The sequence below is a fragment of the Hymenobacter sp. BT188 genome, assembly GCF_014333585.1.
GTDB lineage: Bacteria > Bacteroidota > Bacteroidia > Cytophagales > Hymenobacteraceae > Hymenobacter.
Window position 1 is genome coordinate 1 of record NZ_JACSCW010000011.1, and the last position, 20103, is coordinate 20103.

At 51.8% G+C, this 20103-nt stretch carries 20 protein-coding genes and 1 pseudogene; 18 read left to right on the top strand and 3 right to left on the bottom strand.

Annotated features, from left to right (window positions below; genetic code table 11):
- Positions 1-519 precede the first annotated feature (519 nt).
- The 3 genes and pseudogenes from H8B13_RS20060 (at position 520) to H8B13_RS21650 (ending at position 2324) form a co-directional block, all read left to right on the top strand.
- Positions 520-816 carry a hypothetical protein gene (locus tag H8B13_RS20060; protein ID WP_261990487.1) on the top strand — a complete coding sequence of 99 codons (297 nt, stop codon included), beginning with the start codon at positions 520-522 and terminating at the stop codon, positions 814-816.
- 560 nt (positions 817-1376) lie between these two features.
- Positions 1377-1595: pseudogene (locus H8B13_RS21645) on the top strand (hypothetical protein); the annotation flags it as partial.
- 171 nt (positions 1596-1766) lie between these two features.
- Entirely contained in the window at positions 1767-2324 is a 558-nt protein-coding gene (locus H8B13_RS21650; RefSeq protein ID WP_315985175.1) for a tyrosine-type recombinase/integrase, read from the top strand.
- Positions 2325-2926: 602 nt separating this feature from the next.
- On the opposite strand, the gene H8B13_RS20070 is transcribed toward H8B13_RS21650, so the two are convergent.
- From H8B13_RS20070 to H8B13_RS20080, 3 genes are all read right to left on the bottom strand, one after another.
- Positions 2927-3421 carry an IS3 family transposase gene (locus H8B13_RS20070; RefSeq protein WP_187312605.1) on the bottom strand — a complete coding sequence of 165 codons (495 nt, stop codon included), beginning with the start codon at positions 3419-3421 and terminating at the stop codon, positions 2927-2929.
- Positions 3414-3686, bottom strand: a complete 273-nt coding sequence (locus H8B13_RS20075) for an IS3 family transposase (protein ID WP_410054441.1) — start codon at positions 3684-3686, stop codon at positions 3414-3416. Before H8B13_RS20075 ends, H8B13_RS20070 begins: the two co-directional genes overlap by 8 nt.
- A 122-nt stretch (positions 3687-3808) precedes the next feature.
- Positions 3809-4111, bottom strand: a complete 303-nt coding sequence (locus H8B13_RS20080; protein ID WP_187312607.1) for a transposase — start codon at positions 4109-4111, stop codon at positions 3809-3811.
- Positions 4112-4582: 471 nt separating this feature from the next.
- Here H8B13_RS20080 and H8B13_RS20085 point away from each other — a divergent pair, with 471 nt between their 5' ends.
- The 15 genes from H8B13_RS20085 (at position 4583) to H8B13_RS20160 (ending at position 20079) form a co-directional block, all read left to right on the top strand.
- Positions 4583-5545, top strand: a complete 963-nt coding sequence (locus tag H8B13_RS20085; RefSeq protein WP_261990489.1) for a glycosyltransferase family 2 protein — start codon at positions 4583-4585, stop codon at positions 5543-5545.
- 67 nt (positions 5546-5612) lie between these two features.
- Entirely contained in the window at positions 5613-6470 is an 858-nt protein-coding gene (locus H8B13_RS20090) for an ABC transporter permease (RefSeq protein WP_187312609.1), read from the top strand.
- A 6-nt stretch (positions 6471-6476) separates the two neighbouring features.
- Positions 6477-7781: an ABC transporter ATP-binding protein gene (locus H8B13_RS20095; protein ID WP_187312610.1), complete on the top strand. Its 1305-nt coding sequence runs from the start codon at positions 6477-6479 to the stop codon at positions 7779-7781.
- Between the two features lie 22 nt (positions 7782-7803).
- Positions 7804-9423, top strand: coding sequence for a glycosyltransferase (locus H8B13_RS20100; RefSeq protein ID WP_261990490.1), 1620 nt, complete (start codon positions 7804-7806; stop codon positions 9421-9423).
- A complete protein-coding gene (locus H8B13_RS20105; RefSeq protein ID WP_187312612.1) occupies positions 9416-10438 on the top strand; it encodes a polysaccharide deacetylase family protein in 1023 nt (340 codons plus the stop codon). The genes H8B13_RS20100 and H8B13_RS20105 overlap by 8 nt, the downstream gene beginning before the upstream one ends.
- A 7-nt stretch (positions 10439-10445) precedes the next feature.
- A complete protein-coding gene (locus H8B13_RS20110) occupies positions 10446-11369 on the top strand; it encodes a glycosyltransferase family 2 protein (RefSeq protein ID WP_187312613.1) in 924 nt (307 codons plus the stop codon).
- A gap of 603 nt (positions 11370-11972) precedes the next feature.
- Complete coding sequence (locus H8B13_RS20115) at positions 11973-12221, top strand: PID-CTERM protein-sorting domain-containing protein (RefSeq protein ID WP_187312635.1); 249 nt, start codon at positions 11973-11975, stop codon at positions 12219-12221.
- Between the two features lie 75 nt (positions 12222-12296).
- A complete protein-coding gene (locus tag H8B13_RS20120) occupies positions 12297-12836 on the top strand; it encodes an archaeosortase/exosortase family protein (protein WP_410054442.1) in 540 nt (179 codons plus the stop codon).
- 220 nt (positions 12837-13056) lie between these two features.
- Positions 13057-13317 carry a hypothetical protein gene (locus H8B13_RS20125; RefSeq protein WP_187312615.1) on the top strand — a complete coding sequence of 87 codons (261 nt, stop codon included), beginning with the start codon at positions 13057-13059 and terminating at the stop codon, positions 13315-13317.
- 1351 nt (positions 13318-14668) lie between these two features.
- Positions 14669-15445 (top strand): polysaccharide biosynthesis/export family protein, encoded by a 777-nt coding sequence (locus H8B13_RS20135; protein ID WP_187312616.1) that lies wholly within the window; start codon positions 14669-14671, stop codon positions 15443-15445.
- 73 nt (positions 15446-15518) lie between these two features.
- Positions 15519-17861, top strand: coding sequence for a GumC family protein (locus H8B13_RS20140; RefSeq protein ID WP_187312617.1), 2343 nt, complete (start codon positions 15519-15521; stop codon positions 17859-17861).
- Positions 17862-17921: 60 nt separating this feature from the next.
- A complete protein-coding gene (locus tag H8B13_RS20145) occupies positions 17922-18170 on the top strand; it encodes a transposase (RefSeq protein ID WP_187312618.1) in 249 nt (82 codons plus the stop codon).
- A gap of 25 nt (positions 18171-18195) precedes the next feature.
- Complete coding sequence (locus H8B13_RS20150; RefSeq protein ID WP_187312619.1) at positions 18196-18513, top strand: hypothetical protein; 318 nt, start codon at positions 18196-18198, stop codon at positions 18511-18513.
- Positions 18510-18659: a hypothetical protein gene (locus H8B13_RS20155; protein WP_187312620.1), complete on the top strand. Its 150-nt coding sequence runs from the start codon at positions 18510-18512 to the stop codon at positions 18657-18659. Before H8B13_RS20150 ends, H8B13_RS20155 begins: the two co-directional genes overlap by 4 nt.
- A gap of 121 nt (positions 18660-18780) precedes the next feature.
- The gene (locus H8B13_RS20160) at positions 18781-20079 is read left to right on the top strand and encodes a lipopolysaccharide biosynthesis protein (protein WP_187312621.1); all 1299 of its coding nucleotides are present in this window, start codon (positions 18781-18783) and stop codon (positions 20077-20079) included.
- Positions 20080-20103: the final 24 nt, after the last annotated feature.

The following is a 20103-nucleotide window of genomic DNA, read 5'->3' on the forward strand; positions in this document are numbered from 1 at the left end:
ACCCGGGCTACTCGGCCATCGGCCGCCTGCGCGGCTTAGCCGAATTGCGCGGCCTGGAACTGGGCATTTCGCGCAGCTAAAGCGCAGATTAGTTGGTTGCCAGCAAGGGTGGGAAGGCCCTAAATCACCCAGGCGGAGTTGTACCCTTTCCAGGTAGCAGCCGATGCCCGACCAGCCCGGATCCCTAGGTAGGTCAGCAGCAACCAACCCAGCAACGGGTTACCCGGTAACGAGCAGCCGCGCTAGGCAACCCCATTCTTCCGGCGGGGCTCACCCGCGATAGGTTCCGTAAATGTCAACTTGAAGAACCTATCGGCTACTCCCGATAAGGGCTGCTCAGCTCCTGTTATCGTACCGATAGCCAGGAGCCGGGAACATTCGGAGTTGCTTGCTTAGGCAAGGCGAGCGAAGGAGGAAACGGGCACTGGGGTCGTAGGCATGGGTGAGTAGCGGGCCGCACTTTCCGTCTCGTGTGCGCAAGGCGCTACCTCGGCAACCCAGGGAGGTACTGGTACCCCCTTGCGCCCTCGCGCGTCCCCTCTTCAAACTTCATCGTCCTCCGTCCTGCCAACGACTTCCAAGCGCGAGCTCCTCGAACCCACGCCCGGCGACCAGCGCTACGTGCGCCGCAACGCCAAAGGCCACTTTACGAGCGAGGTGGAGCTGCACCGGTCCCTATCCCAGGACGACCGCTATAACTCCCGGGCCACCAGTCAGCCTGGCCAGGGCGACCAGGGTGATGTCCACACCGGCCAGCGTCAGATGGGGAAGAAGAAACAGGAAGGTTTTGCTGTCCGGGGAAATACGACTCTTTAAGAAGTGACCAGGGATAGGTAGGACTTCCTGTAATAATCAAGTGCACTGCGCGCTGCTTACAGGAGCCAAGCCCCGAACTGCACTTCTGTCAACCCCGGCAGGATTCGCTAACTCGAAGTTGCCGCTACCCACAAAGCTGTTGCTGGGGTGTGCCGAGCATGGCAGGCCACTTCTCCTGTTTGCAATAAAAAGCAGTCGGGTATAGCTCCGAGGTGAGCTGCAGATCCTCGATCGAGGACGAAACGGATGGATACCCAGTGAGCACCTCACTACTTGCATTTTTTTTGTCAAGCGCAGGATAAAATTCACAAGTAGTATTATTTCAAATAGTATTATCTTTTTCAATAATTACCCTCGATAATCTTTACTTATCGAGGGTAATTTTCATTACCTTGCTGCCCGCATCGGCTAGCACCCCGGCGCTATATTCATTCTCTTATCGATTGTTGATCCGCAGCCCAGCGGGAACACCTATATAATAAGGAGTAGCCCTTCGTTTTTTTATGCCCATGTCTACCGACGACTCATCCGAACTAAATCACTTACCAGAGGTAACTCACATGGCGCTCGGGGCCGCGCGCAGCATCGAGGAGTACGCCGCCTCGGCCGCCCGCTACGTCACGACCGGCCAGCAGGGCGCGGTGAACACCCAGCGTGCCTACGCCGGCGACTGGCGCCGCTTCACTCTTTGGTGCCAGGACCACGGCCGCGCCCCACTGCCCGCAGAGGTCACCACGCTGGCCGCCTTTGTCACGTCCTTGGCCGAGGCGGGCAAGAAGGTGGCCACCATCCAGCGCCACTGCGCCGCCATCAGCAAAGCCCATCAGCTCGCCAAGCGGCCGACCCCCACGGATGACCGCCAGTTCAAGGATCTACTCGAGGGCATCAGCCGGGAGAAAGGCGTACGCCAGCACCAGGCCCCGGCCTTTCCCCTGGCCTACTTCAAGCGGGTGGTCCAGTCGATTAGCGTGGAGCGCCCGGACGGGGTGCGCGACCGCGCCTTGCTGCTGCTGGGCCTTTCGGGGGCCTTCCGCCGTGACGAGCTAGCCAAGGTGGACTTGGCGCACCTGCACTTCGATGCCGACGGGCTCATCGTGGACCTGCCCGCCAGCAAGACGAATCAACGGGGCGAAGCCGAGGAGAAAGCCATTTTCTTTTCCCCCGACCGGCGCACCTGCCCCGTGCGGGCCGTGCAGGACTGGGTCACGTACCTTGCGCAGTACGGGCGCACCGACGGGCCCTTGTTCGTCTCCTTTCACAAGGGCCAGCGCCTGAGCCGGCGGCGGCTGAGTACCTTTAGCCTGAATGAGATTGTGCAGCTGCGCCTGGGGGCCCCCTACACCGCCCACTCCCTGCGAGCCTCGTTCGTGACCATTGCCAAACTCAACGGGGTGGACGACAGCAAGATCATGAACCAGACCAAGCACAAGACCACCGACATGATCCGCCGCTACACCCGCCTCGACAACGTCCGCCAGCACAATGCCGCCCAGGAGCTGGGCTTATAGGATCGGGGGTAGCTCACCGCAGGGTTTAAACCGATATAGGCGCTCCATTACCATTCAAGGTTGCTCCTTGCCCGGTGTGAGCAGCGTAGGCAACGAAAGAGCGCCCCCTCTGCGGGCTACCTTGGGGCCGTTTGGTCGTTAGCTGCTACCAATAATTACTAGAGTTCTACTGGCGGACAGAGCCCAGGAGATGGCTGCTGGCCTGGCTCGGCAGTTACCCCGCAGCGAGTTGTAGCGGTCCTAACGGCTCCCGCCACGGGCATGGTTCCCTTGCTGACCCGAATAACTGGTGCGCTCTACCTGGGCTTTGCGGTGCCCACCCGAATGACCAAGCCCCCCTGCTCGAATGCATCTATGGCGGGCGGGTTGCGCCAGCCATTTTCGCGCATTTTATGATCGGCGCGCAGGCTTTGGCCAACACACCTGGATCCCTAATTAAGTCGTGCCTGTTACAGGCACTGCTGTTTGGGGTCCCCTTTCTTACGACCCCAGAAAAAGTCGGTGAGGGTACCTATCATAGCGTGAGCGGGTACCCCCCTCCGCACTAAGTATTTCTACCCTCAGGTCCAGGAGTAACCAAGGCAGCAGGTGAGGTGGTCTAGCTACGCCGGACACAATTGGGACGTTGTTTTTAGTTGTGATTCGAAGTGATTAGGGGCCAAGTAGCCGAGGGCAGAATGCCGCCGTTCGGCGTCGTAGTAGGCGATGTAATGGCTAATTTCGAGGCGGGCTTCGACCAAGCCAGGGAAGCTGCCGCCGTCGAGCAATTCGGTTTTCAGACGACTCCAAAATGATTCGGCGTGCGCGTTGTCGTAGCAGTTACCGCGTCGGCTCATACTCTGCACCGCCCCGTGGCAGGCCACCAAGCACTTAAAGCGAGTCGCCGCGTATTGACTCCCTTGGTCTGAATGTACCACGAGCCCGGCCATTGGCCGCCGCACCACCAAGGCCCGCCGTAGGGCTTCGCTCACCAAGTCTTCGGGCATGGTCTCCCGCACATCCCACCCCACGACCTTACGTGAGTAGCGGTCCAGCCACGTGGCTAAATAAAGCCAGCCGCCCCCTGTTTGGGCAGATACGTGATGTCGCCTACCCACACCTGGTTGGGGGCCGTGGGAGATGGTTGCCCCAGCAGCCGGTTGGGCGCGGCGCGCACCGTCGGGTCAGAGTGGGTGGTGCGGGGAACAAACGAACGGGACTGCTGCGCCCGCAAGCCGTGGGCCCCACCAAGACCCGTTGGATGCGTCGGCGACCGATTCCCGTGTGCCCCTGCGCGGCCAACTCGGCCCGTAGTCGACGGGTGCCGTAGCGCCGGACATGCTGGACAAAGAGCTGACGTACGGCCACTTGCCATGCCGGCATAGGCGTCAGCCGACGTGTCTTGGCACGCCAAGCATAGTAGGCACTGGTGGTTACCTGCAATGCGTAACAGAGTTGCCGAACTGACACACGCCCCTGGCGTTGGGCTGTATACTGGTATATACTCACGGGGTCGGCTGGCCAAAGATGACCACGGCTTTTTTTAACATGTCGAGCTCCTGCGTCCCCCGCTTATTGGCCGCGCGCAGAGCCCGTACCTCCGGGTCACGGGCCACTTCCAGGCTGCCTACTTCGGCCACGAGTTGCTCCTGCTGCCAGCGATAGAGCAGTTTGGGATTGATGCCCAACGGACGGGCAGCGGCTTGGGTGGAGCGGCTTTCGTCGGCTAAGCGCAGGGCCTCAGCTTTGAAAGCTGCATCGTACTTGCGCCGTTTATTGGGCGACGCTCCATTCTTTTTGGCTGTCATGATACAAGGAAGATACGTCCTGCTTCTGTCCGGCATCCCTAGACCACCTCAGTCAAAGTAGCCCTCAATATTTAATACTATCTTGTTCACGAACACAGGGTTTCAACTTAAATCAAACTAGCTATTTGGTATGCATTAAAGATGTATAAGTTATCTTTGATAATAACTTCTCAAAGAAATAATTAGACTTTTGTATTAATACAGGACTGCATGAATGTAATAATCAACTAAACTATTCTCATAATTTTAATTCAAAAGGATTGGTAGAATATAGGTATATAGTTTAGCAATATACAGAAGCTGGTATTCGCTTAAATAGGCTCAAAATTAAACAGGCCTACATCATTATGCTCAGAGAAATTATTGTAGAATATGCCAAAAACAGGCGCGCCAGAATTTATTCGTATACCTACCTCCCCTCCCATTATCCCGCCAGTAGCGGGAGGCGAGAAGCGTCCCTTATGGTCCGTGATGATTCCGACCTACAATTGTTCGGAATACTTAAAGGAAACACTGGCGGGTGTTCTGGCGCAGGCCCCAGGGCCAGACTTAATGCAGATTGAAGTAATTGATGACGCGAGTACCGATGAGGACGTGGGCGCCCTTGTCGCTAACATAGGAGCTGGTCGCGTACAATACTTTCGACAACCAATAAACGTTGGGAGCATCCGTAACTTTGAAACTTGTATCAATCGCTCGCGAGGCCATTTAATTCACCTTTTACACGGCAATGACCGTGTTAAACCCGGATTCTATGAAAAAATAGCCCAGCTTTTTCAGCAGCACCCGGAAGCGGGGGCCGCATTCAGCCACTGTGCTTATATTGACGAGCAGGGCTATCAACAATTTTTGCCCCCATTAGTAGCTCCGGCGGCGGGCATTTTACCCAATTGGCTTTTGCGTATTGCCGAGTATCAACGCCTACAGTACGTATCGAGCGTAGTACGCCGCGAAGTCTACGAAAAGCTAGGCAGTTTTTACGGCACCAACTACGGGGAGGACTGGGAGATGTGGGTACGCATCGCTGCCCATTATCCCGTCGCCTATCTGCCGGAGGTTTTAGCCGAATACCGAGGACACCCAAATTCGATAAGCGAGGAAAAGGCACAAGCTGCCCTAATTGTTCCGGATCTACTACAAGTAATGAAGCGTATTCAGCAGCACGTACCGGTATCACATCGTCACCAAGTGCTTGCCAAGTCCAAGAAGTACTACGCCCGGATGAGCATTGGCTCGGCCCATCACTTACTAAAAGAGTCTCGCAGTTGGCGCCTGGCCCATCTGCACATCAAGCAAGCACTGGCATTAAGCCGGCATCCGGCTGTATATGGTGACCTGTTAAAGTTTTATTTTAAATCTTTATTTGTGTGTATAAAGCGGCGAGATAGTCTGAAGGCATTCGCGGCGATACTTTTCGCTTGGCTCATGCGCTGACTTAACCCTGAGATTACTTTCTTCCGCTTTTCTCCCTTCGTTCAATATATAACTTCTTCAATAAGATATGCCTATTCCTCAAGAAGATAGGTGGGACTGGGAGATTCGTCCGCAAACTGGTTGGTGGGGCACCAGTTTAACGGACCTGTGGACCTACCGCCACTTAGCCGTGGGGTTAGTGCGCCGGGATTTTCTACTTATTTACCAGCAGACCATCCTCGGACCTCTATGGGTGCTGTTGCAGCCCCTACTAACTCTGATTACTTATGTGGTGGTCTTCGGTAAGGTGGTGGGCATCTCTACAGGGGATACCCCGCCCGTACTTTTTTATCTAGCCGGCATTGTGCTCTGGAATCTCTTCAATGACACATTTACCAGCATCTCGTCGACCTTCCGCGACAATGCCCAGCTCTTTAGCAAGGTCTATTTTCCCCGACTCATAATTCCCCTGGCGCGCCTAAGTGGCTACCTGTTCCACTTTGGCATTCAGTTCGGCCTGCTGGTCCTAATGCTGGCTTACTACTTTCTGTTTCAATCCTTGCCAGTACCTAATGGGCAGTGGCTGCTGCTGGTTCCCGTAGCCATCCTTTTAGTGAGCACGATTAGCCTCTCCCTCGGCTTACTCTTTTCAGTACTGACCGCAAAATATCGGGATATGACTTACTTAGTGGGCATGGGTGTGCGGCTGCTTATGTTCTTGACTCCCGTTATTTATCCCGTGAGCTACGTGGCCGAGAAGTGGCGCTGGATGGTGCAGTTGAATCCGCTGACGCCGCTGTTTGAGTTGTTTCGGCGGGCGCTACTTGGCCATGGCGTCGTTAGCCTGCTGACCCTGGGCTATAGTTTTGCTTTTACTATGGTTCTGCTGCTGGTTGCCCTGCTTATCTTCAATAAGCAGGGTGATAAATTAATTGATATTTTATAAGGGAGCATGGGCAAGGTGGTTATTCAAGTTGAAGAGCTTTCTAAGGTCTACCGCTTAGGCACCATCGGCACGGGTTATCTGCTGCATGACCTGCAGCGTTGGTGGACCACCACCGTGCGCAAACAAGAGGACCCCTTTTTTCAGCTCCCCGGCACCCAGGCGTCACCTGAGCCAGGCCAGGCGTTGTGGGCCCTGCAAAATATAAACTTTGAGGTGAAGCAGGGCGAGGTCTGGGGTATTATCGGCAATAACGGGGCGGGCAAATCCACCTTGCTTAAAATCATTTCTCGCATCATTCGCCCTTCTATGGGGCGGATTCGCGGGAAAGGCAAAGTGAACAGCTTACTGGAAGTGGGCACTGGCTTTCACCCCGAGCTCTCGGGTCGGGAAAACATCTATCTGAGCGGCTACATCCTAGGCATGAGCAAGGCCGAGATTCGGGCAAAATTCGACGAGATTGCGGCTTTTTCCGGGGTAGAGAAATTCTTAGACACGCCCGTCAAGCGCTATTCCTCCGGCATGTACGTGCGCCTGGCCTTCGCCGTGGCGGCCCACCTTGAGCCTGACATTCTCATAGTTGACGAAGTACTGGCGGTGGGGGACGCCGAGTTTCAAAAGAAGTGCTTGGGCAAAATGCGGGATGTGGCCCAGAGTGAAGGCCGCACGATTCTCTTTGTCAGTCACAGCATGCAGGCCATCAACAACCTCTGCGATAAAGGCCTGTGGCTGCACCAAGGAAAAGTTAAAGCTACTGGATCGGCCGCCAGTGTGGTAAATGATTACCTGACGAGTGCACAACGCGTGCAATTAAAGCAGTCCTGGACGGACCCTGAGCACGCCCCTGGTAATGAAAATGTGCGGCTACAGTCAGTGGAACTGGTCCCCCACCTGCTAACTCCCGACTCACCCCTTGATGTCCGCACCCCCCTGACCGTAAAGTTTCAGTTCTGGAACCTCCTAGCGGGCGAAACTTCTTTGAGTATGGGCTTGCACTTGTACACGTACGGAGGGGAATTGGTGTTTGACCGCCCAACTTCGGATCGCCTTTGCCGCCCGGGGCTCATACAGGCGGAGTGTACCATTCCGGGTAATTTCCTCAATGACGGTTCCTATTATATATCTTTTGTTATAACCCGCAATACATCGGTTGATTTATTCCGCTACGAGGAATGCTTGTCCTTCGATGTAGCGGATTATCGGGGTGATTATAACTACTATGGCAAATGGGTGGGAGTGGTTCGCCCTAATTTCCCCTTTGAACTCAAGCCAGCAGAGGCCGGCATAGGGCACTACCAGAGCCTTAGCAGCTAGCGCACCTTATATGAATTGATTGATGGCGACGACTGGCTTAGTATCCGTAATTATTCCCTGCTTTAACCAAGGATGTTTTTTAGCTACGGCCATTGAAAGTGTTCTCCAGCAAACTTACCCCTTGGTAGAAGTCCTGGTTATCGACGACGGCTCAAGCGATACTACCGCGGTAGTCGCGGCACGCTATCCATCGGTGCGGTACTTTCACCAACCCAATCAGGGGTTAGCCGCTGCCCGCAATACTGGGCTGCACCGGAGTCAGGGAAGCTATCTGATGTTTTTAGATGCTGATGACTGGCTCTACCCCCAGGCTCTGACGCTGAATGTTCGCTATCTCGAGCAAAACCCGGTGGCGGCCTTCGTCGCGGGGGCCTACGAGCTCGTATATCCCGGGGAAAACCAAAGAAAAGGACAAACTCCTGCTATTCAGCCCGAACCCTATTTAACCTTGCTCGCCCGGGGCAATTATTTAGGTATGATTGCCGCCATTACGTTCCGCCGGTGGGCGCTCGAGGAGTTTCCCTTTAATGCTTCCTTCCGGCGCTGCGAAGACTACGAACTCTACTTGCGCATAACCCGCAACTATGCTATTGTGCAGCACCAGGAGCTGATTGCGGGCTACCGCATTCACGCCAACTCCCTTTCGGCAGACATTCCTGCTATGCTGCGCAGTGCCCTGCGCGCGCTAGAAATGCAAAAACCATGTTTGCGCACTCCTGCGCAGCGAAAAGCTATGAGCCAGGGTATAAGGCACTGGAAACAATATTATTATACGCTACTTTGCGATGTGCTTCTAACTCGTAAAGGGACTGTTAGCAGGGAAGCGCTGCTCAGTTTACTTGCGTACTCTCCGCTTCTTTTCTTTCGCTTTTACGTGTTTGGCTCCCTCCACCGCTACACCACTTCGCTCAAGCGACATCTCCCTCGAACAGTTCTTTGGGGGCTGCATAAAGTAGGACTTATCAACCACTTCGTGCCGCCTGTAGGCCAAGTAGCCTTTGGCGACCTTGACCGCCTGACCCCCCTGTGTGCCAACTTCGGCTTTACGCGGGGGGGGGCCATCGATCGGTACTACGTGGAAAACTTTCTGTGGGTGCAAAGTCCAAGTATCCAAAACCGCGTGCTAGAAATCGGGGATAACAGCTATACCGTCCACTTTGGGGGGGAGAAAGTTACGACCAGTGATATTTTACACGTGGATGCGAATAATCCCCACGCGACCTTCGTGGGAGATCTAAGCCATGCCCCGCACTTGCCTGATAACACCTTCGACTGCCTGATTCTAACGCAGACGCTGCATTTAATCTATGATTTTAAGAGTGCCCTGCAAACCTGTCACCGTATTCTCAAGCCTGGGGGAGTGTTATTGCTCACGGTTCCTGGGATCACGCCCATTGACCCGGGGGAGTGGAGAGAAACGTGGTACTGGTCCTTTACGGATAAAGCCCTTAGCCGTATTGTAACGGACGTCTTTGGGCAGAATCAGGTGCAGGTACAATCCTTTGGCAACGTCCACGTGGCGGCCGCTTTCTTGTACGGGGTGGGAAGGTCGGAATTGACCCGGGAAAAGTTGGATTTTTACGATCCCCAGTTTCAGGTGATCAACACAGTGAAAGCTGTTAAGTCCCTCTCCGGTGCTTAAGAGACTAGTACGCCAGCTTCCTGACTGGCGCTCACCCAAGGCGCTAGTGTTGATGTATCACCGCATCGCAGCCCCACCCGTTGATGTCTGGGATTTGGCCGTCACCCCGGCGCGCTTCGCTGAGCACCTGCAGGTGCTGCGAAGCTCTGCCAAGGTCCTGTCCACAGCCGAGCTGCTGGCTAGAGTACAAACTCGAACCTTGGAAGGCCACAGCGTCGCGATCACTTTCGACGATGGCTACGAAGATAACTTTACGGCGGCTAGGCCCCTGCTGGAGCGGGTTCACCTACCCGCCACTTTTTTTGTCGTGGCCAATACTTTAGGGCAAGGTCAGGGATTCTGGTGGGATGAGCTGGAACACATTCTGTTGCTTTCGCCGCAACTACCCTCCTTTTTTTCCTTGATGTTGGGCGACGGCCGCACCCTGGCCTTTGACTTGCGGGGGGAGCAAGTCTTAAGCGAGAAGTTGCTAGCCCAGCACGGCCGGTGGAAGGCGTTACTGGACCCACCACCAACCCGGCGTGCGGCGCTCTACTACCAACTGTGGCAGTCGTTAAAACCCTTACCTTATCCCCAGCAGCAGGCAGCAATAATCAATATCAAAACCTGGGCCGGAGTCCCCGAGTACGCCGGACTGACGTGTCCCCCAATGTCGCGTGCGCAACTAACTGACCTTAGCTCCAACCCGCTCTTTACGGTCGGGGCGCATACCGTAACTCATCCAGCCTTAGCCTGCCATAGCTTGGCGCGACAGCACGAAGAACTGCAGACGAGCAAGACCATGCTTGAGCAGGCCCTGCACAAGCCGGTTCATCTATTGGCTTACCCGTACGGGAATTATAATGATGATACGCTTCCTTTGGTAGGCAGTGCCGGATTTAGCGCTGCTTTCACAACCCAAGCGCAGGCCGTGACGCAGGCGGCTGACCCCTATAGGTTGGGGCGCTGCCAAGTAAACAACTGGACTGGCGCCGCTTTGCGCCGGCAATTAAGACGCTGGTTTGCTTATTATTAATCCTCTTATGAAAAGCATACCTTCCTCACCCAAAGTTTCTGTTATCATGTGTTTTCTTAACACTGAGCCTTACTTGGCGGAAGCAATAGAGAGTGTGCTGCAGCAAACCTGTCGCTTGTGGGAGCTGATCTTGATTGACGATGGCTCCACTGATAATAGTACTACAATTGCTAGAGACTACGCCGAGCGACATGCTGACCATATTCGATATTTTGAGCATCCGCATCACGTTAATCGGGGCCTAAGCGCGAGTCGCAACCTAGGTCTTGCCCATAGTCGGGGGGAGTTCATCGCCTTTTTAGACGCCGATGACGTGTGGCTGCCTGGCATGCTCGCGGCCCAGTTGCACCTGATACAGGAGCACCACGTCGCCTTGATATGCGAAGCCAGTGAGTACTGGTACGATTGGACTGACAAAAGCCATCAAAACGAGATTGTGCCGGTGGGCAGCCGCCAGAATCAGGTATTCTCCCCTCCCCAGTTGTTAATCGATTTATATCCTTTAGGACCGGGAGCCGCTCCCTGCGTGTGTGGTATATTGGCGCGGAAGGCAGTCATTGAAAAACACGGGGGGTTCGAGGATTCCTTTACCGGAATGTACGAAGACCAAGCCTTTCTGATCAAGTTCTACTTACACGAGGAAATCTTTATTTCGGCGGGCTGCCATAACCGGTATCGCCAGCGCCAGGACTCTTTGGTCCAGTCCTCAATGAGCAGCGGATCGTATGCACAGCACAGGCACCATTTTTTGTTGTGGTTGCACCGCTACCTAGCTACTACGCCCGCGCAGGCAGACAGGGTACTGCCCTATCTCGCGAAGGCCCTGCTACCGTACCAGCCAACCCTCTTTTATTTTGCCACCAGTGTTGTGCCGAAGCGCTTACACCGACTGTGGCAGGGCCTTCGCCTACGGCTATTAGGGCGCCACTGAGCCAAGGTGCAGAGCTGAATAACTACGTGCCAAGGTCTCAGATCTAACAATAGAGATGCGCGATTTAGGCAATTACTTCTCGTAGAAGGTGGCTAAGACTTGCCGTGCACCTTGATTAATTCCGTGTACAAGATACCCTACAACATCCCCCAACCCGGATGGGCAACACGCCGATAAGCATATACGCTATTACAACTCCACCAGCGATGTACTTGGGGATTATGTCTATCCCTTTTGAAAGTCACAAAGAATTTAATATTTCCAATAAGATATGAATTTTCAATTAAAATGTGAAAGTATATAATACTTATTTTTATTTGCACTAAATTATATAATATATTTGATTTCTTGAAATAATATCACTATATTTCTTATAAATTATACTAAAGACGAGATTGAGCAAGGTTCAACTCCTCCATTATTAACCAGTACTTATAGGCTATAAAGCATAGCTTACTAAATAACAATAACATCAGTAGCGACACTATAGCTGCTATTCAAGTACTCCACACCTACTAAATTTTCCTCTTAGCTTCTACGCAACAAGTTATGCAACATCGAGTTATGCAACATCGAGGCCTTCTTTTTACTCTGAGTTTGTGTTTGCTCCTTCCTTGCTCGGCCACCAGCCTGGCCCAAGGCAATCCCAATAATGGCAACAACGGGAACAGTGGCAGGAATGGCAATGCTGAGGGTAGCAACCCTAACAATGGCAACCAGGGCAACGACAAGCCCAACGGCAACGCGGGAGGAACCGGCGTTCCCTTAGATGGCGGGGCCAGCCTCTTGCTGGCTGCCGGAGCCGCTTACGGGTTAAAAAAAATCAGGGATACCCGGCGGGCGGGCGTATAAGGGGCAACTTGCTTTGCCCGCTTGTTTCGCTAATCTTTATTCAAGACCTAAATCCGTGCGGTTTTTGGCCTAGTTATCTGCTTGAGCATGTCCATGCAAGAACCTACACAAATTCGGCGCTTTCTGCTTACCGCCTTGTGCCTCTGCCTGGGTTGGTTTATCCTCTATGACCTCTGGCTCAGCGGTGTGGATACATGGCTTTCGCTTCGCACCGTGGAAACTAGCTCCCTGCTACTACGCGGTCTAGGGCACGAAATTTACTCGCAGCATGGCCAATTGTTACACGGCCAACAGGTGCTGGTTTACATGATGCCAGCCTGTAACGGTATGGTGTTGATGGCGTTGTTTGCCGGCTTCATTCTCGCTTTTCCGGGCGCAGCCCGTGTAGGCAAGAAGCTTGCCTACACGGGCTGCGGCATATTGATTATTTACGCTTTAAATGTGCTGCGGGTCGCGGGCTTGGCCCTGAACGTGCTATACGGGAGCCATGAGATGGTCCAGTTTAATCACAAATATGCCTTCTCCCTGGTTGTCTATGCCTGCATTTTCGGGTTGTGGATGGTATGGGTCAAGCGTTACGCTCTATTTGCGCCCCATGGCACGCACGTTGTTTGAAAGCCAAGCAGCCTTAAACCTCTCCTGCAGGTGGGTACTACTGACCTCTCTACTGGCACTCTGGCTCGTTGTAGGTTACCAAGAAACATGGTTATTGCGAACCATAGCTAGACTGACCCAGGCGGTAATGTTTCAGTTCCGTATAGGTAGGAGCGAGACTGCTCTAACCGCTGTCCTAGCCAGACTGCCTTTACTCACGTACAGCCTGCTGTACGGGAGCTTGAGTGTGCTCATCCTGCGCGTATATTTCCGCCGTCAGCGTACCACCTGGCTGGCGCTGGGAGGATACATTACGCTTCTACTAGTGACTACCCTGGTCAACGAAGCAGGTAAAATGCTGGCTTTTGCGCCGTTGCGAGTAACGGCCTACCGGCTAATGACCCTACTTAACTCCCCGATGCTGCTGGCCCTGCTATTTTGTGCCTTTTACTTTAGAAGCCAATTCCGCCAGCCTACTTGTCTACCTAATTTACCTAGCTAAACTGACTTCCTATAAGTAGTTTGCTTCCGGGCAGGGGGAGGTGGTATAGTTGACATCATAGTAGGCACCTTCACCTAAATCTCCTTCACATTATTGGCTTTGGTCATCCCAGCAAATCGTTGAAAATCTAATTCTAGGCGATCAGGCGTTAAAGGAAAACGAATGGGCGAGAATAAGATTTGCGTATTAAAATGGATCCCATCGGAAGGGTAATTACCTAGGGGGCTCACCAACAGTGTTTGGTTAGCAGATTCAGCTTTTTTCAATCAGCCTGAGGGCACTAATTAGGTTTGCGACTATATCGCTAACATCCCAGAATGCAACGCATTCGATTTGATATAAAACTATTCTTATTTTAATTGCATTTTATCACTTTACCACAAAATATTTGCACTTTTATTTGGACAATCGTCCTCCTACGGGTACTTTTGGATTAGGTTTCAAGGTGTCTCTTCTTATCTGAGTGTTGATGAGCCACCTCATTACTCACTTCCGCTTTCTGTTGTGCGCCCTTACTTCCCTTCCCCTACCCTCCGGCAACGCGTATTTATATACCCCGGCCGCGGAGCTACCAGCAGCCGTATATCTTACTTAAGTGTGCATTCGACTTGTGCTTCTCTTTTTTAGTGGTCATGCTGGTGCTCAGTTGGCTAGTGCCGGTATTGGGCCTGCTGCTCAAACTCGAGAGTCGGGAGCCAATCTTCTTCAAACAACTACGTAGGAATGAAATGAAACTTATTTGCGCTGAGTTGGCCTAAGGCATGACTATACTGGGTAGAAAACAAGACAAGTAAAGACTGAGGTGGGTAGCACGGTAGACTGTAGCAATAAGGATAAATTTACCTGTTCCAGTAAGGTTAAGCTGGATGATAGTGAATATAAGTTCAGGCCCGTAGCTGCTAAGCAAAAGCCAGCTGTTTTGCTTGCACTCATTACCAAGAAACCATCTGCGGTTGCCTTATCCTAAGCAGCTTCACTTGGTAACTCAAATGCGCAATACTTAACTTGTTTGTATACCCAGAGTGAAGAAGGAGGGTTCTTGATAGAAGAACGCTGCAAGCAGTTACCCTAGTAACTAACTCTTCTTCCCGCCCAGTGTCAGGCTATGCGGATTACACCTCGGTATTAGGTAAGCACAAAAATCCCTGCTAGTCTAATCAAATCCGACACTGTTTGATCAAACTAAGTCGCTCCCCATCGGAGCAAGTATAAAATTAGCAGGAGTCGTAGCAGTTAACATAAGTAGAATCTAATATTTTACCGGATATTTGTTGGCTGAGTTAAATTCATATTTCCTCGTCAGGCACCTGTTTCACTTAGTCTACCTGTAATCTATTGCATTGACCTTAACATGAACATCAAACATGTCTGTCTGTGGAGCTATTTAGTCCTCCTTACTTCCTGTTCCCCAACGCGGAATTTAGTGTATTTCAATGATTTAAAAGAGAAGGGGGTCTACACAGAAACAATTACCAATAATACTGCCCCCCTCATTCAGCCTGATGATCTACTGAGCATTACAGTTAGCAGCTTAAGCCCCGAATCCAATCAACTATTCAATAGTGGCAGTATGCCCTCGGCGGGCAACAGGGGCGTCGCGACGGGCAGCACGGCTAGTAGCGAAGGTTACCTGGTGAGTGGGGATGGCACCATAAATTTCCCCGTTTTAGGCAACGTCAAAGTGGCAGGCCTGACCAAAGAGCAGGCGGTAAGCAAAATGACAACAGAGATAAAAAACCACGTGAAGAATCCGTTGGTAAATATTCGTTTCCTTAATTTTAAGATTACCGTGGTAGGGGAAGTAAATAGCCCTTCAACGTTCACTATTCCAACCGAGCGAATTAATATTCTGGAGGCGGTTGGTCTGGCGGGCGATCTGACCGCTTTGGGTAAGCGTGAGAACATTCTCCTGATCAGGGAGAGGGATGGTGTGCGTAGCGCTATGCGGGTTAATTTAGCTAGTAAAGAACTACTAAACTCCCCTTATTTTTATTTGCAGCAAAACGATGTGCTCTACGTGGAGCCAATTAAGGCTAAAGCATTACAAAACGGGGCCGGATCGTTTTACCTTCCTTTACTGGGTGCTGCCCTTTCTGTTGTTAGCATAGTGGTATTAATCTTCCGCTAAAGATCGACCAACTGTATTTTAAGTATATTCCTATTCCTTTATCCGTCGTAACGCGAAAATCTGGCGCACGCTTATGAATGACGCACTCTTCCCCTTAAAGTCTGACCAACCAGACGTAAAAGATATCAAGCAGTTACTGCGACAGTATAGCCGTCATTGGTATTGGTTTTTGCTGGCACTCACCCTAAGCCTGGGAGTCGCTTTTTTGTATCTGCGCTACTATGCTATTCCGCAGTACCACGTGTACAGTACGCTGCTGGTAAAGGACGATAAAAGTGGGCAAAGCTTGTCCAGTGCCGATGCTTTAACGGATTTAGGTTCCTTTAAGACTACGCGGAACATCGACAATGAGATGCAGGTACTGAAATCCCGCACCTTAATGGAGAGGGTGGTCAGCGAACTCGGCTTATCTACGACGTACATGGTGGAAGGCCGGGTAGTCGACCGAGAAATCTACGGGCGCGGCTTACCCATCAAGGTGCTGATTAATAATTTAGATTCTACTGCGGCGGGTAAATCATTTACCCTACACCTGAAACCGGGCACTTCTTTCACCCTCGCCGATCACAATGGGCAGAGTACCAACCATAGTTTTGGTCAGCAAATTCGCCAGCCTTACGGGACCTTCACCATCGTTGCTACCCCCGGCCAACGTCTGTCCGCGGGTAAAATCACGGTTCATTTACGGGATGTGCAGCAACTAATTAATCATTATAATCAGGTGGTTAGCGTGCAGCCGGTAAATAAAGAAGCCAGCGTGTTGCTGGTGAGCTTGGTAGATCCCATCCCAGAAAAAGCGAAAAATATCATCAACAAGCTGATGGAGGTGTATAATAAGGAGGCTATCGAGGATAAAAACCTCATGGCAACCAATACACTGAAATTCTTGGATGAGCGGCTGCAGTATATCACCACCGAGCTCTCTACCGTAGAAAAAGGAGTAGAACAATACAAGAGCAAGTATGGGTTGACCGATATCACAACCCAAGCGTCGGAGTATACAACCCTAGCCAGCGATTATAACCGGCAGCTATCAGAGTGGGCCATCCAGATTGACGTGCTGGAATCTATCGAAGACTATTTACGAAAAACAACGGGTCAATATTCCCTGGTACCCAGCACCCTGGGCATTCAGGACGCTACCTTGCTGGGCTTAATTGCCCAATTTAATGAGCTGCAGCTTGAGCGGGAGCGCATGCTACGCACCACCCAACCCAGCAACCCCTTGGTGCAGAATATCAACGAGCAATTAGCTAACCTACGAGTAAACATTCTGGAGAATCTGCGCAATATCAAACGAGGACTGCAGATTACCAGTAACAATTTAAAGAACACCTCGGGTCAATTTCAGTCCCAAATCAAGCGGGTCCCGGCCATGGAGCGCGCGCTCCTAGAAATCAACCGCCAGCAAGCCATCAAGCAGAACATTTACGTATATCTGCTGCAAAAGCGGGAAGAAACAGCTTTGTCCCTGGCAGCTACTGCCTCCGTTGCCCGAGTACTTGATCCAGCGATGGGGGGGGATTATCCTATTAGCCCCAACGGTCAAACTATTTATTTAATAGCGCTGCTGGTTGGGCTAGGACTACCCCTCGCCGGAATCTATATCAGCACGTTGCTTAATAATAAGGTGCAAACCCAACAGGATATAACTAACGTAACTGCTACCCCCATTTTAGGCGAGATAGTGCATAACAACGACAGAAATAAGACAGTCGTCGTGTCTCAAGACAGCCGTAGTCCCATAGCAGAAATGTTTCGACTCATTCGGTCAAATCTTCACTTTGAAGCGCTAGGCAAAACCCACCTGATGGTGCTGGTGACTTCCAGCATGGGTGGCGAAGGCAAAACGTTTTTCAGCATCAATCTAGGGGCTAGTTTAGCTATCACGGGTAAGCGCGTGATCCTGCTTGACCTAGACCTGCGCGTTCCTAAGGTAGCAGCGGAGTTGGATTTGCCCGTGGGCTTAGGGATTACAGATTACTTAATAAATGATAATATTCTGATAACAGATATCATTAAGCCGTCCCATAAAGTACCTAATTTAGATGTAATTAGCGCGGGGCCAGTACCGCCTAACCCCATGGAGCTGATGATGAGCCCCAAGTTTGCGCACCTCCTTCAGGAATTAAAAGAAAGCTTTGATTACGTCATCATTGATACCCCCCCCATTGGTCAGGTGGCTGACGCTTTCGCCCTACGCTCCTTTGCTGACTTCAGTATTTATTTGGTCCGCTACAATTACACCTATAAGGCGCAGCTAAAAATTGTTCAAAATATACTTAAGAATAAGACCCTGAATAATCCTTTGATTGTACTGAATGATGCCAAGGAAGCTAATGGCACTAACTACGGTTATGGCTATGGCTACGGCTACGGACAGAAGGCCCTGAAAAGGAAAAAAACGGTGGGCTAGTTGAAACCGACAGGGTGAAGTCTTTACTTCTAATGTTTATGACTGAAAAATCTAATCCTGGTGGGCCCCACTACCCGCAAGAAATACACGCCCGCTTTTAAAGCGGAGTGCGTGCGCCAGGTCGCCGCCGGAGCCCGGCAAACCGACGTGGCACGTGCCCAAGGTCTCTCACCGGCGCTGTTGGGCCGCTGGCAGCGCCAGGCGCTGGAGCAAGCCGTGCACAGCAGCGTGGAACGGGACGAAATTAAGCGGCTACGCTCTGAACTCAAGCGCGTGGAAATTGAGTGTAGTATTGCAATAAATTCGTAACCATCTTCTCCCGACCGCCTCAGTCATGAGCCGTTATACCCTGATTGCGGCCTACACCGAGTCCTGGCCTGTGCAGTCGTTTTACCAGCTGTTGGCGATGAGCCCAGCCAGCTACTACCAATGGCGGCAGCAGCCAGCGTGCGCGCCAGTATCGTGGCATATTGCCGCCCAGGCCGCGTTTACGCGCCATGCCCACCGGTATGGCACCCAGCGGTCGCGGGCTGCATTACGGCCCTTCGCGCCCACATCGAAGCCGCCCTCAGCTTCAGCCGACCCAGTGATCCCTAGGACAACCAGGCCAAGGCCGGCTGGAGCACGCTCAAACCGAGTTGCTGCCCCATGACCCTGCCTTCGTCGCCCTCGAAGAAGCCTGCCTGGAAGTGGCCCCATTACTTCGACTCCTATTTCAACTTCGGCCACTGGTATTCCGCCCTCGGCTACCGCTCGCCCTACCAATGTGAACACGCCCCGAAAATCCATCTACTTTAGTTTACTGTCCGTTTTACGGGACCACTACATAGAGCAAATGCTTTACGTAAATTATCCCCTTACGCATAGTAGCAAAAGGCTAGCCCTTTAATGCTAGCTGTTATGACCATCCGTGCCTTTCATGAATTTGTTTATTCAACGTCTGTCTACTAATCCTCACTATGCCAAGGCACTAGACTGGGGTAAGTTACTCACCATCACTAGCGGGGCGCAGATACTTATCCAAGGTATTGGACTCATTAGCAGCATTATAGTTATACGCCTGCTTCCGGCCCATGAATATGCGTTATATACCTTAGCCAACACCATGCTGGGCACGATAACAGTGCTAGCCGACGGAGGTATTTCCGCTGGCGTGATGGCGCAAGGAGGCAAATATTGGCAGGACCGGGAAAAGCTAGGAGCTGTATTAGTGACTGGCCTGGCCCTCAGAAAAAAATTTGCACTATACAGCTTACTTGTTGCCAGCCCAGCTTTACTATACTTGCTGCTGCATCACAACGCCGGGTGGATAATGGCGGTTGTGTTAGTGCTGTCCATCATGCCTGCGTTCTTTATGGGTTTATCTGGCGTCTTGTTTGAAATAGCGCCTAAACTGCATCAAGATATTGTTCCGTTGCAAAAGAACCAAGTAGGGGTCAACACTGGCCGCCTTGCGTTGATATCGCTGCTACTCTTTTCATTTCCTTGGGCTTTTCTAGCCATATTGGCTGCCGGAATTCCGCAAGTTTGGGCAAACAAGAATTTACGCAAAATATCTACGAAGTATGCTAACTGGAAGCAAAGACCAGATCCGCACGTCCAGCAAGACATCCTCGTCTTCGTCAAGCGCATCATGCCCGGGGCCATCTACTACTGTCTTTCGGGCCAAGTAACTCTTTGGTTGATTTCCATATTCGGCTCTACTACTGAAGTAGCACAAATAGGAGCGTTGGGTCGATTGGGAATGCTCCTTGGACTCTTTAACATGCTATTTGCGACGCTAATACTGCCCCGCTATGCACGACTCCCAAACAACGCTGCTTTATTGTTAAGCCGATATCTATTTATTCAAGCGGGATTCATTCTACTAAGTACTTGTGTTGTTAGTCTTGTCTGGAATTTCCCATTGGAAGCGTTATGGATCCTCGGTAAGGAATACAGAAGCTTAACGACGGAAGTAGTGCTCAGCGTAGCTAATGGCTGTTTGGGTCTACTCGTGGGAGCGTCATTCTCAACCTGCACAAGCAGAGGCTGGGTCATCCATCCCTTACTTTCAATCCCCATTGCCATTGGAGCCATTATCTGTGGGGTAACGTTGCTTGACATCCGTTCCCTTCAGGGTATCTTACTGCTGAATATGTTTGTCGCTTTAGTAGAATTTGGCATATATTTCTCCTATAACCTGATTAAAATCAATCAGCTTAGGAATCTGCACTAAAAACGAGAGGGAGCCTCCGGTTAA